This is a genomic window from Halogeometricum rufum (assembly GCF_900112175.1).
Taxonomy (GTDB): Archaea; Halobacteriota; Halobacteria; order Halobacteriales; family Haloferacaceae; genus Halogeometricum; species Halogeometricum rufum.
Genome location: NZ_FOYT01000002.1, coordinates 396,976 through 411,484 on the forward strand (window position 1 = coordinate 396,976; position 14,509 = coordinate 411,484).

The following is a 14,509-nucleotide window of genomic DNA, read 5'->3' on the forward strand; positions in this document are numbered from 1 at the left end:
GCCCACGCAGAGGCACCAGTATGAGCCTGGAGATGGAGTACGACTGCCCCGAGTGCGATAGCTCGCAGTTCTGGAAGACGGCGTACATGGAGATACACCTCGGCAAGAAGACGAAGTGGCGGTGTAGCGACTGCGGCTACGGCTTCATCCGGATAAACGGCGACATCAGCACCGCAGACGCGTAAATACCGCCGGAACCAGTTCTGCGACGAGAGCGCGACGCGTTACGACTCGTCTTCGAGCGCCCGCCACGACAGTCGCGGTTCGCGCGCGGCGCTCACCTGGTCGATGCGCCGGGCGGTGGTCCGCGAGGGCGCGTTCGCCAACTCCTCGTCGGAGTCGGCCATCGCGGCGTTGAACGCGTGCGCCAGGTCGTCCAGCGAGTCCAGATTCTCTATCTCCGTCGGTTCGGTGAGCATCGCCTCGGGGACGAACTCGGGCCACTTCGTCGTCGGCGGGTGGACGCCGTAGTCGAGCATCCGCTTGGCCACGTCCGCGGCGTCTCTCTCGCCCGCCGTCGCGGCGAACTCGTGGTGGAACGGCTCGTACGGCACCTCGTACTCCATCTGGGAGGCGAGGTAGTTGGCGTTCAGCACCGCCTTCGCGGAGGCGTCCGCGAGGCCCTCGTCGCCGAGGCGGGCGATGTAGGCGTACGCCTTCACGAGGACGAACCAGTTGCCCCGGTAGCCGTGGACCTTGCCGATGGACTCCTCGGGGTCGAACAGTTCGTAGTTGCCGCCCCGTTGACGGACGCGCGGACTCGGGAGGAACGGGGCGAGTTCCTCGACGACGCCCACTGGACCCGCGCCGGGGCCGCCGCCGCCGTGCGGCGTGGCGAACGTCTTGTGCACGTTGTAGTGCATGATGTCGAAGCCCATGTCGCCCGGCCGGCCGCGGCCGAGGAGGGCGTTGAGGTTCGCGCCGTCGTAGTAGAGCAGGCCGCCGGCGTCGTGGACCATCTCGGCGATGTCGACGATGTCGCGTTCGAAGAGGCCGACGGTGTTCGGGTTCGTCAGCATCAGCGCGGCCGTGTCCTCGGAGATGGCGGCGTCCAGCGCCTCCATGTCGACGCGGCCGTCGTCACCGCTGGGGAGTTCGACCACGTCGTAGCCGGCCATCGCGGCCGACGCGAAGTTCGTCCCGTGCGCGGAGGCGGGGACGACGACTTCGCTCCGGTCGTCGCCGCGAGACTCGTGGTAGGCCTTCGCCACGAGGATGCCCGTGAACTCGCCGGCGGCGCCGGCGGGCGGTTGCAGCGTCACGGCGTCCATCCCGCCGATACGACCGAGGTAGTCCTGCAGGTCGTACAGGAGTTCGAGCGTCCCCTGCACGCTCTCGGGCGACCGGTCGGGGTGGACCGCCGCGTTCGGGTCGGCGGCCGCGTCCTCGGTGAACGAGGGGTTGTACTTCATCGTACACGACCCCAGCGGGTACGGCCCGCTCTCGACGCTCCAGTTCATCTGCGAGAGGCGCGTGTAGTGGCGGGCGAGTTCGGGTTCGGACAGTCCGGGCAGTTCCACCGAGTCGCGCGTCAGGTCGTCGGGGAGCGGCGAGTCCTCCTCGTCGACGGCCACGCGCGTCGAGTTCTTCTCCGCGAGGAGCGGTTCGTACACGTCCTCGCGGGCGTAGCGTGCTTGGTCGTAGTCCATGGTTCAGAGCACCTCCTCGAACGCCGCGACCAGCGCGTCGGCCTTCCCGGCGTTCAGGTCGGTGATACACACCTGCAGTTCGTGTTCGCCGACGACGTGGACGGCGAACCCCTCGCTCTCGAGGTCCGAGGCGATGGGCTTCGCCGGTTGGTCGGTGCGGGCGACGAACTCGCGGAAGTGGTGTCTGTCGTGGACGGGCGCGCGCACGCCGCGCAGGTCCGAGAGGTCCGCGGCCAGCGACTCGGCGTCGGTGACGCACCGCTTGGCCAACTCGACCAGTCCGTCGGGGCCGAGGTACGCGACGTGCATCGCCGTCCGGAGGGCGACCCACGCCTGATTCGTACAGATGTTCGACGTGGCGCGCTCCTTTCGGATGTGCTGTTCGCGGGTCTGCAGCGTCAGGGTGTAGGCTCGCTTGCCGCCGGCGTCCTCGCTCGCGCCGACGAGGCGGCCCGGCACCTGCCGGAGGAACTCCTCGCGGGTGGCGAACAGGCCGAGACCCATGCCGTAGGCCGTCGGCATCCCGAGGGCGTCCGCCTCGCCGACGACCACGTCGGCGCCGACGCTCGCGGGTTCTTCCAGCAGTGCGAGGGCGACGGTGTCCGTCCCGAGACAGAACAGCGCGCCCGCGTCGTCGGCGACGTCGCCGACCGCGGCGAGGTTCTCCTCGACGGCGCCGCGAACCGTCGGGTTCTCGGCGTACACCATCGCCACGTCGTCGTCGGCCAGTTCCGCGAGGGCCTCGGTGTCGACGTTGCCGTCGTCCATCGGGTACGTCTCGACGGTGAGGTCGGTCCCGGCGACGTAGTTGTCGAGGACGCTCCGCTTGCCCGCGTGGAGTATCTCGGGGACGAGCACCCGCGTGCCGGAGACGCGGCGGACGCGGCCGGCCAGTCGGGCCGCCTCGGCCAGCGCCGTCGCGGCGTCGTACATCGAGCAGTTCGCCACCGGGAGGCCGGTGAGTTCGACCAGCATCGACTGGTACTCGAACAGGACCTGCAGGAAGCCCTGCGTTATCTCGGGCTGATACTGCGTGTAGGAGGTGAGAAACTCCGACCGGCGCGAGAGGTCGTCCACCAGCGACGGGACGTAGTGACTGTGGTGCCCGCGGCCGAGGAACTCGGTGAGGCGCTCGTTCTTCGCGAACGTGGCGCGCAGTTCGGTTCGCACGTCGCGTTCCGAACGCGCTTCGATGCCGAAGTCGCCGTCGAACTGGACGTCTGCGGGGATGTCGAACAGCGACTCCTCGTCGGCGACGCCGACGGCGTCCAGCATCTCGGCCGTCTCTGCCTCGGTGTGGGGGGCGTAGGGGCTTCCGCGTGTCATTCGGTCTGGTCGCGGTACTCCTCCGGCGAGAGCAGTTCGTCGAACGCTCCCTCGTCGGCGACTTCGACTTCGAGCATCCAGCCCTCGCCGTACGGGTCCTCGTTGACGAGTTCGGGGCGGTCGAACAGTTCCTCGTTCACCGCGACGACGGTGCCCGTGACGGGCGAGTAGAGGTCCGAGACGGCCTTGATGGACTCGACGACGCCGAACTCCTCGCCCTGCGTCACCTCGTCGCCCTCGGCGGGGAGTTCGACGAAGACGACGTCGCCCAGTTCGTCCTGTGCGAAGTCGGTGACGCCGACGGTTGCCGTGTCTCCCTCGGTGGTTGCGTACTCGTGCGATTCCAGATACTTGCGGTCTTCGGGTACTTCGAACATGGTTACTCTAGGAAGGGTGTGCTGACGACTTTCGCGCGTTTCTCCTGGCCGCGGACGGCGACGCGGAGGCGGGTTCCGGGCTCTGCGTGTTCGACGGGAACGTAGCCGAGCGCGATGGGTTCGTTCAGCGTCGGACTCATCGTTCCGCTGGTCACGTGACCGACGACGTGCCCGTCGTCGTCCACGACGTCGTAGCCGTGGCGCGGCACGCCTCGGTCGAGCAGTTTCAGGCCGACGAACCGTTCGGAAACGCCCTCCTCGCGGACGGCTTCGAGGGCGTCGCGGCCGACGAACTCGGTGTCGAGTTTGACGGCGAAGCCGACGCCCGCCTCGTAGGGGGTCCGGGGTTCCGACTCGGGGTCGAAGTCCTGCCCGGAGAGCAGAAAGCCCATCTCCATCCGGAGGGTGTCCCGCGCGCCGAGCCCGCACGGCTGGCAGTCGTGGTCGTCGACGAAGGCGGTCCAGAGCGTCTCGGCGTCGGCCGCGGGGCAGAGAATCTCGAACCCGTCCTCGCCGGTGTAACCGGTTCGGGCGACCCACGACCGGACGCCGACGACGTCGGCGTACGCCGCCTCGAACTTCGAGAGCGACCCGACGCCGTCGGCCGTCGCGGCGACGGCGTCGGGAGCGTCGGGACCCTGCACGGCGAACATCGCCCACTCCTCGGTGGTGTTCGCCACGCGCGCGTCCAACGCCCACTCGTCGCGGTGGTCGGTCCACCGGGCGTGCATCTCTTCGTCGTGACCCGCGTTCGGGACGAACAGATACCGTCTGTCCTCCTCGTCCGGGAGGCGGTAGACGACGGTGTCGTCCAGAATCGTCCCCTCGGCGTCGGTGATCATCGCGTACTGCGAGTCGCCCGGGTCGAGGAGCGTCACGTCGTTCGTGGTGAGCCGTTGCATCAGGGTCGTCGCGTCCGGACCGGACACCTCCACCTCTCCCATGTGGGAGACGTCGAAGATACCGGCGGATTCGCGGACGGCCGTGTGCTCTGTCCGAATCGAGTCGAACTCGACCGGCATGTCCCACCCGCCGAACTCGGTGAACTTGGCGTCACGTGCGGCGTGAGCCTCGCGCAACGGCGGTTTGCGAAGGGCCATGACTGGAGGTTGGGTCGCGGCAAGTAATGCTTTGGTATGTCGGTCCGTGCGGCCGCAGGTTCGTATCTCCACCGCCATACACGACATGACGCGATAGCAAATCGGGAACGTCCCGAACTCGACACTGTCTCGGGAGTCGAACCGGGTTCCGGCGCAGTCGCTCACGGACGACGGGGGTCGCATCTCTCTCGGGAGAACGAGTCGCGGGCGCACGCGAAGAACGAGACAGACCGGGTCCACGTCCGCGGGCGGCCTAACCGCGCGAGTGGAGCGAGTAGGCGATGAGCGTGACGCCGAGGAACTGGAACAGTCGCGTGAGGAGCGTGAGCGACTGCTGATACTGCAGTCCGAGGTAGCCCTCGCGGAGGAGCAACGACCCGACGAAGGCGATGCCGAACGCGACGGTGGTGAGGAGGAACAGGCCCGCGGAGAGCGCCCGCATCGCTCGACTGTCGTGGCGGCGGTAGCCGCGGTACGCCTGATAGCCCACGTAGCTTCCGACGAGGGTCGACCCGAAGGCGAGTCCGACGATGACCCAGTCGGCGACGACGGTCACGGGCGCCATCAGAGGTCCTCCCACATCCTCGTGAACCGGTCGGCGGTATCGCTCTCGTCTTCGCCGGCGAACGACTCGTCGTCCGTGCGCGTCAGGGACGCCTCGAACGACCCGGCGTCCAGTTCGATGGACACCTCCGAGAGCGTGGCGGTGTAGACGCTGTAGTGGTTGTTGCTGGTCCGAATCTCGGTCCGTTCGTCGAGGAGGCCGTACGCTCGTAATCGTTCCACCCGGCGGTAGACCGTCGGTTTCGACATCTCACATTCGTCGGCAAGCTGTTGTGCGGACATTGGTCTGATACTCGTCGCTGTGAGGATGTCGCGCGCGTACTCGTCGCTGAGGATGTCGAGAACATCGCCCAGCTCTGGGTCCTCACTCACGTGTCGGTCGAACGACCGCCTGTTAGACTATTAGGCCCACGGGTTTCGGCCACGGGCCCGTGGCGGTCGGTCCGGGACGAAGGCTCCGTGGTGGGTCGGAGCGGTACGGTGGTGCTGTGGAGGGGATGCTGCGTCAGCGGTGACTGCAACGGGGCCGCGGTGTGCTGTCAGAGGGCACGTCACGGTGCTACCGGCGGGGCAGCGCGTGGTCGACTCGGTGGGCCCCATTGCGATTCGACCGAGGAACCGTCGCACAATATAAAAGGGGGGCGAGTTTCTGACCCGGAAACTCGCGCGATTTCAGGCTGGACAGCCCACCGACCGGCCGACTTCGATCAGCCGGTCCGTCTCGACGCCGGTTCCCCGGACGGTGTAGCCGTACCCCTCGCAGTTCCACGAGAGCGAGGTGGTCGGCCCGTCGTCGATGGTCGCGGGCTGGCCGCCGACGCTCACGTCGCGTTCGTCGGGGTCGATGTCGAGCGCGTAGTTGAACGTCGCGACCGTGAGTTCGCGTCCGCCGTCGGCGTAGCGGAGTCCGACGCCGTCGATGCGCCCGGTCGTTCGCGTGGCGTAGACCAGTTCGAACGACGGCGGCACGGTCGGCGCCGGCACCGAGAGGGAACTCCGCGCCACCAGGTCGGCCCGGCTTCGGTACCACTCCGTGCGAGGCGTGTCCGGACGCTCGACCGTCGTGTCGGCGTCTACCTCGGGGCGGAACGTGCCCGTCGGCACCGGCGCGTCGAACGTCACGTTCGCGTACGTCGTCGTCACCGACCGCCGGGTGCCGTCGGCGGACCACTCGGTCTGCGTGCGCAGGGGGTAGAACCGCTCCGTGTCGAGCCACAACCGCTGTCGGTAGCGTGCCTCGCTCCCGTCCGCCTCGGGAGCGACTTCGAGCACGTACGCCTCGCGCCCGCCGACGGTGTCTGTCTCGACGAACTCGACGGCGTAACTGGCGTTCGCGTCGGCTCCCGGAGCGACGCCGGTGTGTCGCGGCAGGACGGGCAGTGGCGACACGCCGACCGACCGGGGCCGGCCCGCGTCGTCGGTCAGCCCCGCGGCCGCGACGAGTGCCTGCAGTCGGAGACCGGTCCGGGACTCGGTCGGGGGCCCCGTCAGGTTGATGGCGGTCACGACGTTTCGGCCGGTCTCGTGGAGCCAGAGCGTCGACCCGTTCGAGACCTGCAGTCCGTACCGTCGGTCCGAGGCGTCGACGAAGCGGACCCGTCTCCGGTCGGTCCCCGGGGCGAGCGTGACGCTGGCGACGTGCCGAGACGTGACGGTACCGTCGGCCCGCATCGTGACCGTCCGCGTTCCGGTCAGCGAGTCGACGGCGCGGTAGCGCTCGGTCACGTTCGCGTCGACCGAGGGACTCGCGTCCCCTATCGCGCCCCCCGAGGTCCAGAGGAGGGCAGGGACCGCGAGGCAGAGGAGCGAGAGCGCGACGAGCGTGCGTCGGGTGAGTCCGAGTGGAAGGCTGTTCATACAGGGGGCACGGTGACTCGTGGTTCAACTACCTCTGGTATAGCTGATGGCTAAATACTTCTGGATACGCGGCTCTATTGAAATCCGTATCTGATGACAGACGATGCGTGCTGAATACAGAGAACGGGTCCATCATTTCAATTGTAGAACACAACGCCGATTTTACGTCACCGTCTGTAGTATGTTAACATATGAATTTCGACCGTGGCGATGATCCTCGGACGCTTCCGCCCGACGAGGCATTCGTGGCACTCGGCAACGAGACCCGGATCGAGATCCTTCGGGCCCTCCAGAACGCCGACAGGCCACTCGCGTTTTCGGAACTACGCAACCGGGTCGGTGTGGACGACCCAGGTCGGTTCAACTACCACCTGGGCAAGTTAACAGGCCACTTCGTCCGAAAGAGTGACGACGGCTACGCGCCGCGCACGGCGGGTACTCGGATCATCGAAGCCGTCCTCTCGGGAGCGGTCACTGACGCCCCGGTCTTGGAACCGACACGACTCGATGCCCCCTGTCCCTACTGCGGCGCCGACGTCGAGGTTAGCTATCGAGAGGAACGGCTGCTCACGAGGTGCACCGGGTGTCCGGGCTCGTTTGCCGGAAGCGACACTAGCTTGGCTCCTTTCGGGACTATTGCGCTGTTCGATCTGCCTCCCGTCGGCCTCGAGGACCGATCTCCGAGGGACATCCTCGACACCGCTTTCCGGTGGACGCACCTCGAATACCTGACGTTAGCCGCCGGTATCTGTCCGCGGTGTTCCGGTACCGTCGAGCACTCCGTCACCGTCTGTGAGAACCACGAGGCCTCGGAAACCCACCTTTGTGAGTACTGCAACGGACGCTTCGCCGTAGACGCGACCGCTAACTGCACCACTTGTCCGCGGTACCTCCGGGGAATCCCCTCCGTTTTCCTCATCTCGAAAACCGAGGTCTCACGGTTCCTCACGGACCACGGGATCAACCCTGCTAATCCGTCTTGGGACCGCGCACCACCTGCCGTGATGAACTACGACGAAGACGTCTCGAAGACGGACCCGTTCGAGGTGCGACTCACGTTCGAGATTGACCGCGACGAACTCACCGTAGCCGCCGACGACACGCTATCGATCGTCGCCGTCGAGCGGAGGGATGCGACGCCGGAAATCTAATTGAGCCGATAGAAACATCTTTTTCGGGCTCTGTTGAAACCCTCAGCTGCTGACACTTTGTTAGGGCAGTGCTGAATACACAGCGCGAGTCGGCCACTAGCTGATGGATAGTCAGGGTTCGCTTGCCTGTCCTGTGGGGTTGTCGTTGAGCCAACGCTCAAGCTCCTGGTGATGCGCTTGCCAGTCGTCGAGCAACCGTTGATACTCTTCGCGGGCAGCCTCAGCACCCCTGTAACTCGCGATAGATTTCAATCGATTCTTCATCGCCCTCTGGCAGACTTCGGTTTCATCGTACCAGTTGTATCCACATTGTACCATCAGATTGTGGAAGGCCGACCAGAAACCGAGACCGAGTGGATTCTCGTCACTCTTCTCGCCAACCGGCGGGAGCGTGTTCTCGAACTCACGGTAGTACGCGAGGGCAAACCGTGAGAGGAGTGGTTTCATCCGATACTCCCACTCGCCACCGAGTTCACCTCTCGTGTCTGTTTGTTGGTCAAAGAGGCTTTCATACTCCTCATCCTCGTACCGGAGGAGACGCCACGACGCCAAGCCGCTATGTTTGTCCCACCGGTCTGCTTCCTGTTCGACGAGTTCGTCCGCATCGCCATCGAACACCAGCCTCACTAACCCCCCGTCCGGCCCAGATTCATACTCTGCGAACTGTCGATATCGCCAGAACCACCCCGTCTCCCAGTATTCGTTCGTCTCGAAGCGGTTCCATGCTTCCGTGAGATAGTCCCGGATGAACTGCTCCTCATCTGCGGGCGAATCAAACTCAAATACGAGTGTCGCACCACTCATGAACTGACCCATTAGTGTCAAACACATATACTTTCTCCCGACGGGTGGTCCTACGAGACTGGTCTGTGTCTGCTGAGAGTAGCGACCAGTAACGGGTTTCAACTCTTTGTTGCATACTCTCTCTGTATCGGTCACACCGGTACTGACAGGAATCGAGTAATCCGCGAAGACGCTGCTGAATAGAAGGCGCGGATTCGGCACCGGCGATCTTCTCCGACTACAACTGCTCGGACGGCAACACCGAACTCCCCTGTGGGTCACGCTACAGGGACAGACTCCCCATCACGTGACTGCGGGCCAGTGAATGTGCTACCATTTCTGAAGACAAATCCGACACATATATTTCAAAAATTTGAACGTAATTCGCGTATAGTGAACAGTCTGTATGTCAACGAAAACACATAAGTGAAACGGTTTACAAACTTACACTTGATGTCGGGATGCTCTAAAGAAGACAAAAAGGACGGTGCGATGCGAGCACTGTATGAGCACCTTGATGGTGTGGACCCCGTCGATCTCCTTCCGGAGCAGTTCAGGGAGTCACGGCGGTTGGTTCAAGTGACCTTGGAGGGGTCGGGAGACCTATCTGAGGAAGAACGAAGGAGAAGTGAGGGCTACTGGCAGCAGGCTAGCATATACGGCCTCGTTGACAGTTGTATCCGGCCTCCAGAGGGTGATACGATCATGATACTTTCAGTCACCGATGAAGATGAGGCCCAACAATTGGTGCGGAGTGATCCGACGGTCAGCGATGGAGATGTTGAACTTGGTCGAACGAAGTTGTTGTTCGAGGAATAGGCGATTTCAAATTTGTTTTAGAAATATAAAATGGAAATACACCGCGTAAGCGTGAACGACACCCATACGATCCAGCGAGGTGCTGTTTTTATATGAACTCCTCGAAATTCGTACTTCTAATCAACGCACGAGAAGCGATTGAAGAGATATTGAGCCCAATCATTAAAGAGCGCGGGTTGACACCTTTAGCTGTCTCTGCACACGATTTTCTCGCTGCCGAGTATAAGTTCGAGTGTGGTGACGTTCCAACCACCGGATGGATCAACTTCCCCGAACACGGCAAGCGTATAAAGTTACAGTCTATCGCGGGCAGCTTTGCAGGGTGGTTAAACTTGGACATCGACAGTGATTCTATGTCTCAATTCGAGTTCCAAGAAATATTGGCGTTTATCGCGTTCGTCCGGCAAAATGCAGGACGCGCGGTCAACCCACCGAACGAAAACATGATTTCGACAAATTGTGGGTCCCTCCCCGAACAGTGGGAAACACTACGGTCAACGGATGCAAGCGTACGCATTCCCTCTTGGCGCCTTGACGGCCCAGCCAACCCTCCGATTAGAAACGATGAGATAGCCGTACGTGATATCATGAATCCGCGCTTACGTAAGAAAAATGATGTATATGAGAATGATAAAAATAGCTTGTTAGTTGAAGAGCCTCGCGGCGTTCTCTCCAGCTGTGCATTTGTAGGTCAAAACCAACATCATGTACGCGTATCGGAAAATGGGGTGGAACCCGTGGACGTGCTCTCGGACACCCATGATCGATTTACCGAAGTAATCCAAGCCTTACGTCGTATATACTCTCTGGACTATGGAGAGATTTCCTACGCTTATCTCGGAGATGTCCTATTCTGGTCCGTCGCGCCACACCTCCCTGTAGAACATGCCGGTAAAGATTCATTTCAGCCATTAATCGAACGTCTGGTTGAGGAATTCACAATATGAAACATCCTCTGCATGAGGGGGTGATTGACCGAAAAGAAGGCCGGATTAGCATCACCGATGGCACTTCCGATTCGGCACCTGACCAGTCCATTCGTCATCGCTATCTCGGAACGGGTTGTCCGGTCGTCGTAGCAGCACTGTCGGACGACACTGCCACTCACTTTTTCAAGATATGCCGCCAAGAGGATTACCCTATTATATGGCTTAGTTATGAAGATTTGTACAACAACTCGATAGCGTTTGATGCCTTCAGAAGTGCCATCGACAATGCCCCTGGAATTTACTTCCGTGAATCCGGAGATCAAAGGAAATCTGATACCGCTGTAGACGCAGCGATCCGGGCCGTAGTGCGGCGGAACGAGAACCTGTTGGGCCCTCCACGCTCTGCCACGAACTCGAACAAGCCCGTCCATCTTGATAATCTTCGTACTTCTACGGAGTCATCAGTTACCGTGCCGCGAACGCAAATTGTATCACGAATACAGAACGGCCGGAGTAAGGTTATGAAAGCAATCAGTGGCTTTCCAGCCTTTACTATAGACGCTGGCCCTCATGAGGGCTGCGACGGTGTGGGACCGCTTCTACTGCAGGAGTACTTAACCGGAGATGAGTTGAGGATTCACGCTGTGGATTCGGACTTCGTCAGTCACTTACTCAAAAAAAATGATGGTATAGACTATCGCGTCACGGGCTTGGCTGGATTGGAACGAGTGTCCATATCCTCCGGTGAACAAGACGCACTCCGTGATATGATGGAGGCCGAAGGCGTACGCTTCGGCGGCATTGACCTCATTCGCAGCAAGAACCGTCTCATAGTCCTCGAACTCAACCCGATGCCGGGATACCATCCCTACGAAGCGCGTGACGATGACAATCCAATCACCGAGATGATATATAAAAGTCTTATCAATAATGAGTGTGCGGACTAAGTTTGGGTCTATTGGTGGCTATCTATACGGGGTAACGCTTATTTGTGAATTCTGGAGTAGTTTGAGATAGAACAGCTACTTTTATGAATTAAATTGTTTGAAATGGCAATTCGCGTTCTCAACAAAAGATTGATGCAATTAATTTCCTTTTGACATCGAAATCATAATACTGAACACATCCTCTGTATCTCGCATGCGCCTTCTAACAGTACCTGAGCAAATTCCAGTGGACGTGATGCATACAGGGCGCGAGTCGGTCACGAGCGATGGTCGCTTTCGCGCTGATCGGGCCGGTCGATACAGAGGACGTAATCAATAAACGACTTCGTCAACTTTCGCAACGACAACAACGCCGACCGAGAGGTCGGCGTCGACGGTGATTGGCAGGGCCACGCTGAGTGACTGAGCGACGGCTACTGAAGCCGCCGGAGATGTACTCCTTGGGGAGAGATGTTCGTGATCGAATCGGAGCGGTCGAATCACGGCCCCGGACACTCCGCCAGCTGTCACCGCACAGCCGAGTCACGCGCCGGACCTCCTGCCCGGGGCGCCGACGGACCGTTGAGGTTCTCGGACCTGTTCGACCGCGTGACTGATACGTACGTACGGTCTGGATCCTCTATGCAACTGCTGGATGCACTCTTTGGCCCTGTCGAACGATATTCGGATGCGATCCCCGCGAGAATCCACGGTATTGTCGCCGTTGTCTCGTTTTGCACCTTTGTCGGGGTGATTGCTCTGGGATTCGTTCCGGTGACCCGCCGGATCGAGACGTCTGGCTATTCCACCGCAGATTTGCAGGCCGCAACGAGCCGGGCGGAAGTGGACACGATACTGCAGGCCTTCGAACCGGTCATGGAATCCGTGATGCTTCTCTCAGTTCTCGATTACATCTTCATCGTCGCAGGGTTCTTCCTGTTTTTCTCACTCCATTCGCTCTCTCTGAAGACGCTAGCAGTCCACAACCGGCTAGTCCTGATACCGAAGGTTGGGATGGTGTTGACTGTCGTCTCTCGACTCCTCGATTCGCTGGAGAACCTCTGGGTCATCCTCATCTACACGAATCCCGACGACTACGCGACCATCCTGATTGATCTCATGAACACCTCCGAATCGTTGAAGTGGATGATCGTCAGCATCGGATATCCGACACTCGGCATCGCCATCGTGCTTGCACTGCTGACCCGGTTTACCTCACTGTTCGACGGTCGCTCAGAGAGTCCACAGTAAGCAGCATCGGAAATTTCAATCGGTGAGCTGTTTCGGTAGCAGTGCTGAATATCGAGGATGCGGATTCACATCCACTGTCCAACCCCGGTCAAGCGCCAACACGTACATCACGCCGCCTCCACGAGTCGCTCGGCCAACGTTTCGAGTGTGGTCGGCATGCTGAACTCACCCTCTGAGTGTTGCACACCGCTCCTGACAGAACTTGGTGAGGTTTCTGGGGTCGTGCGGAATACAGAGCGCGAGTGTCGCAGACATGCTTCTCGAATCCACGAGACATGTCTCTGTATTTTAAGCTTCGTCAGGTCAGTCACAGGAACTCGAAACGAGCGTATTTTCATGGCTTTCACTAGCTACACTCTTATCGTTGGAGACTCTACCTTCAACCAACGATGTCGATAGACAGGGAAACATTCGAGAACACAAGCGAGGAAGAACTTACGGGGCTGTCCGTCCCTGACCAAGTCCTCGGATTCCTTGCCGCTCACGACGATAGGGCATTTGAGGCTCGTGAGATTGCAGCACAAACAGACCTTGACGAGGGTGCGGTGAGTACTGCACTGACGCGCTTGAAGCAACGCGAACTCGTTGAACACAAGGCGACGTACTGGGCCGCGACGACCGACGAGGAACGGCTTCAATCGTATAGTGGATACGAGCGAGCGACAGCACTCTTCAACGAACGACTGGGAACCGAGAACAAGCATGAGTGGCGGGAGCACGCACCGAAAGAAGACCATCCAAGTCTGAGGGACGAGGAGTGACGGACGAAGAGAAACCGCCAACGTACGAACCCGGAGATGTTGTCTACGGTGACGACCCGTTCAAAGGTGACGAGAACGCGCGTCCGTGGCTCGTCATCTCGAATCACGAAGGACAACCATTCCATGGCGACCAGTACATTTCGGTAACGTTGACGACGAAGACGTGGCACGAGGAGTTTATCGAGATTCCTGACACGGGTTGGGTTCGTGGTGGAACTCCCGACGAGAGCTGTATCGTCCCGTGGGGCGTCCAGTCACTCGGAAGCGGAGACATCGACTACTGGCAAGGGACGCTCAACGACGCACTTGTCGAGGACGCAATTCAGTCGTTGATTGACTATCTCAAATAGCACTCATCCGATAACGGCGACACGGTGTGCTGAATAGAGAGCGGATATCTTTCAGACTCGCCCGGCTCATGATGTGTTGGTCAGAAAATATATTGTTGGGATTATCCACTACACTCTATGGCAGTCTCCGGCCAACAATGTGCGACACAGAAAATCAACTCAATTTCCCGACGAACCATGATTTCACTAATTTCGGGAATGGTGCCACTATTGTCTGGGTGCGTGCAGACAACGACGGGTCACCTCAACGGCATGGAAGTGACCACGCTCCCCCCAGACGCGACAGTTGTCACAGCATCTGATGACCGGATTGCGGACGTGGAGGCGATACAATCCGTGGTACGGCAGGCGACTGAGCGAGATGGAGAGATTGCGACCGTTGAAATAAGCGGGAGAGAAGCGGACAGGACAATCGACCAACTCGAAAAACTCTCGTATTACGACAGTAACTCTTCGAACTACCGTTCTGGCTGATACATCGAGTATCAAAACCAGGTAGTGGTTGTTGAATATGCGGTGCAAGACTAACCCTCTATATTCAGCGCGAAACTCCTGTCAGTATCTGAGTATTTCAACAGATCCCTTTCTCGATATTCGCTTACAGAAACATCATTCTAAAAACATCTTTTGGCCACGAAGTCGTGACTGCAGACGTAGCCGGAGGAA

Annotated in this window: 17 protein-coding genes; 9 read left to right on the forward strand and 8 right to left on the reverse strand. The window is 60.3% G+C overall.

Features of this window, described 5'->3' with window-relative positions; all coding sequences use genetic code 11:
- The first annotated feature begins 20 nt into the window (after nucleotides 1-20).
- Nucleotides 21-185 (forward strand): DUF7838 family putative zinc beta-ribbon protein, encoded by a 165-nt coding sequence (locus BM310_RS21400; RefSeq protein ID WP_177232600.1) that lies wholly within the window; start codon nucleotides 21-23, stop codon nucleotides 183-185.
- 39 nt (nucleotides 186-224) lie between these two features.
- Here BM310_RS21400 and gcvPB read toward each other — a convergent pair whose 3' ends face one another.
- The 7 genes from gcvPB to BM310_RS11655 all read right to left on the reverse strand — a co-directional run bounded on the left by gcvPB (nucleotide 225) and on the right by BM310_RS11655 (nucleotide 6,873).
- On the reverse strand, nucleotides 225-1,649 hold the full coding sequence (gene gcvPB, locus BM310_RS11625) for an aminomethyl-transferring glycine dehydrogenase subunit GcvPB (protein ID WP_089807875.1): 1,425 nt from the start codon (nucleotides 1,647-1,649) through the stop codon (nucleotides 225-227).
- A 3-nt stretch (nucleotides 1,650-1,652) separates the two neighbouring features.
- Nucleotides 1,653-2,975 (reverse strand): aminomethyl-transferring glycine dehydrogenase subunit GcvPA, encoded by a 1,323-nt coding sequence (gcvPA, locus tag BM310_RS11630; RefSeq protein ID WP_089807877.1) that lies wholly within the window; start codon nucleotides 2,973-2,975, stop codon nucleotides 1,653-1,655.
- On the reverse strand, nucleotides 2,972-3,352 hold the full coding sequence (gene gcvH, locus BM310_RS11635; RefSeq protein WP_089807878.1) for a glycine cleavage system protein GcvH: 381 nt from the start codon (nucleotides 3,350-3,352) through the stop codon (nucleotides 2,972-2,974). The genes gcvPA and gcvH overlap by 4 nt, the downstream gene beginning before the upstream one ends.
- Before the next feature lie 2 nt (nucleotides 3,353-3,354).
- A complete protein-coding gene (gcvT, locus tag BM310_RS11640) occupies nucleotides 3,355-4,452 on the reverse strand; it encodes a glycine cleavage system aminomethyltransferase GcvT (RefSeq protein ID WP_089807880.1) in 1,098 nt (365 codons plus the stop codon).
- A gap of 253 nt (nucleotides 4,453-4,705) precedes the next feature.
- Nucleotides 4,706-5,017, reverse strand: a complete 312-nt coding sequence (locus tag BM310_RS11645) for a DUF7521 family protein (protein ID WP_089807881.1) — start codon at nucleotides 5,015-5,017, stop codon at nucleotides 4,706-4,708.
- The gene (locus BM310_RS11650) at nucleotides 5,017-5,388 is read right to left on the reverse strand and encodes an ArsR/SmtB family transcription factor (RefSeq protein WP_089807883.1); all 372 of its coding nucleotides are present in this window, start codon (nucleotides 5,386-5,388) and stop codon (nucleotides 5,017-5,019) included. Before BM310_RS11650 ends, BM310_RS11645 begins: the two co-directional genes overlap by 1 nt.
- Nucleotides 5,389-5,688: 300 nt before the next feature.
- Nucleotides 5,689-6,873 carry a LolA family protein gene (locus BM310_RS11655; RefSeq protein WP_089807885.1) on the reverse strand — a complete coding sequence of 395 codons (1,185 nt, stop codon included), beginning with the start codon at nucleotides 6,871-6,873 and terminating at the stop codon, nucleotides 5,689-5,691.
- 191 nt (nucleotides 6,874-7,064) lie between these two features.
- On the opposite strand from BM310_RS11655, the gene BM310_RS11660 reads away from it, so the two are divergent.
- A complete protein-coding gene (locus BM310_RS11660) occupies nucleotides 7,065-8,024 on the forward strand; it encodes a winged helix-turn-helix domain-containing protein (protein ID WP_089807887.1) in 960 nt (319 codons plus the stop codon).
- A 111-nt stretch (nucleotides 8,025-8,135) separates the two neighbouring features.
- On the opposite strand, the gene BM310_RS11665 is transcribed toward BM310_RS11660, so the two are convergent.
- Nucleotides 8,136-8,828 carry a hypothetical protein gene (locus BM310_RS11665; RefSeq protein WP_143105154.1) on the reverse strand — a complete coding sequence of 231 codons (693 nt, stop codon included), beginning with the start codon at nucleotides 8,826-8,828 and terminating at the stop codon, nucleotides 8,136-8,138.
- Nucleotides 8,829-9,260: 432 nt separating this feature from the next.
- On the opposite strand from BM310_RS11665, the gene BM310_RS11670 reads away from it, so the two are divergent.
- The 7 genes from BM310_RS11670 to BM310_RS20995 all read left to right on the forward strand — a co-directional run bounded on the left by BM310_RS11670 (nucleotide 9,261) and on the right by BM310_RS20995 (nucleotide 14,317).
- Complete coding sequence (locus BM310_RS11670) at nucleotides 9,261-9,626, forward strand: hypothetical protein (RefSeq protein WP_143105155.1); 366 nt, start codon at nucleotides 9,261-9,263, stop codon at nucleotides 9,624-9,626.
- Between the two features lie 92 nt (nucleotides 9,627-9,718).
- Nucleotides 9,719-10,573, forward strand: a complete 855-nt coding sequence (locus tag BM310_RS20985) for a hypothetical protein (RefSeq protein WP_143105156.1) — start codon at nucleotides 9,719-9,721, stop codon at nucleotides 10,571-10,573.
- A gap of 503 nt (nucleotides 10,574-11,076) precedes the next feature.
- Nucleotides 11,077-11,502, forward strand: a complete 426-nt coding sequence (locus BM310_RS21405; protein ID WP_177232601.1) for an ATP-grasp domain-containing protein — start codon at nucleotides 11,077-11,079, stop codon at nucleotides 11,500-11,502.
- Between the two features lie 621 nt (nucleotides 11,503-12,123).
- Complete coding sequence (locus tag BM310_RS11680; RefSeq protein WP_177232602.1) at nucleotides 12,124-12,732, forward strand: hypothetical protein; 609 nt, start codon at nucleotides 12,124-12,126, stop codon at nucleotides 12,730-12,732.
- A gap of 389 nt (nucleotides 12,733-13,121) precedes the next feature.
- Nucleotides 13,122-13,493 carry a MarR family transcriptional regulator gene (locus BM310_RS11685; RefSeq protein WP_089807895.1) on the forward strand — a complete coding sequence of 124 codons (372 nt, stop codon included), beginning with the start codon at nucleotides 13,122-13,124 and terminating at the stop codon, nucleotides 13,491-13,493.
- Nucleotides 13,490-13,843: a type II toxin-antitoxin system PemK/MazF family toxin gene (locus tag BM310_RS11690; RefSeq protein WP_089807896.1), complete on the forward strand. Its 354-nt coding sequence runs from the start codon at nucleotides 13,490-13,492 to the stop codon at nucleotides 13,841-13,843. Before BM310_RS11685 ends, BM310_RS11690 begins: the two co-directional genes overlap by 4 nt.
- A gap of 117 nt (nucleotides 13,844-13,960) precedes the next feature.
- Entirely contained in the window at nucleotides 13,961-14,317 is a 357-nt protein-coding gene (locus BM310_RS20995; protein WP_143105158.1) for a hypothetical protein, read from the forward strand.
- Nucleotides 14,318-14,509 lie beyond the last annotated feature (192 nt).

Excerpts from the sequence above, each read along its gene's own strand:
- BM310_RS11670 (WP_143105155.1), top strand. The coding sequence starts at position 9,261 with ATGTCGGGATGCTCTAAAGAAGACAAAAAGGACGGTGCGATGCGAGCA.
- BM310_RS20985 (WP_143105156.1), top strand. The coding sequence starts at position 9,719 with ATGAACTCCTCGAAATTCGTACTTCTAATCAACGCACGAGAAGCGATT.
- BM310_RS21400 (WP_177232600.1), top strand. The coding sequence starts at position 21 with ATGAGCCTGGAGATGGAGTACGACTGCCCCGAGTGCGATAGCTCGCAG.
- BM310_RS20995 (WP_143105158.1), top strand. The coding sequence starts at position 13,961 with ATGGCAGTCTCCGGCCAACAATGTGCGACACAGAAAATCAACTCAATT.
- gcvH (WP_089807878.1), bottom strand. The coding sequence starts at position 3,352 with ATGTTCGAAGTACCCGAAGACCGCAAGTATCTGGAATCGCACGAGTAC.
- BM310_RS11655 (WP_089807885.1), bottom strand. The coding sequence starts at position 6,873 with ATGAACAGCCTTCCACTCGGACTCACCCGACGCACGCTCGTCGCGCTC.
- BM310_RS11685 (WP_089807895.1), top strand. The coding sequence starts at position 13,122 with ATGTCGATAGACAGGGAAACATTCGAGAACACAAGCGAGGAAGAACTT.
- gcvPB (WP_089807875.1), bottom strand. The coding sequence starts at position 1,649 with ATGGACTACGACCAAGCACGCTACGCCCGCGAGGACGTGTACGAACCG.
- BM310_RS21405 (WP_177232601.1), top strand. The coding sequence starts at position 11,077 with ATGAAAGCAATCAGTGGCTTTCCAGCCTTTACTATAGACGCTGGCCCT.
- BM310_RS11665 (WP_143105154.1), bottom strand. The coding sequence starts at position 8,828 with ATGAGTGGTGCGACACTCGTATTTGAGTTTGATTCGCCCGCAGATGAG.
- BM310_RS11660 (WP_089807887.1), top strand. The coding sequence starts at position 7,065 with ATGAATTTCGACCGTGGCGATGATCCTCGGACGCTTCCGCCCGACGAG.
- BM310_RS11680 (WP_177232602.1), top strand. The coding sequence starts at position 12,124 with ATGCAACTGCTGGATGCACTCTTTGGCCCTGTCGAACGATATTCGGAT.
- BM310_RS11645 (WP_089807881.1), bottom strand. The coding sequence starts at position 5,017 with ATGGCGCCCGTGACCGTCGTCGCCGACTGGGTCATCGTCGGACTCGCC.
- gcvT (WP_089807880.1), bottom strand. The coding sequence starts at position 4,452 with ATGGCCCTTCGCAAACCGCCGTTGCGCGAGGCTCACGCCGCACGTGAC.
- gcvPA (WP_089807877.1), bottom strand. The coding sequence starts at position 2,975 with ATGACACGCGGAAGCCCCTACGCCCCCCACACCGAGGCAGAGACGGCC.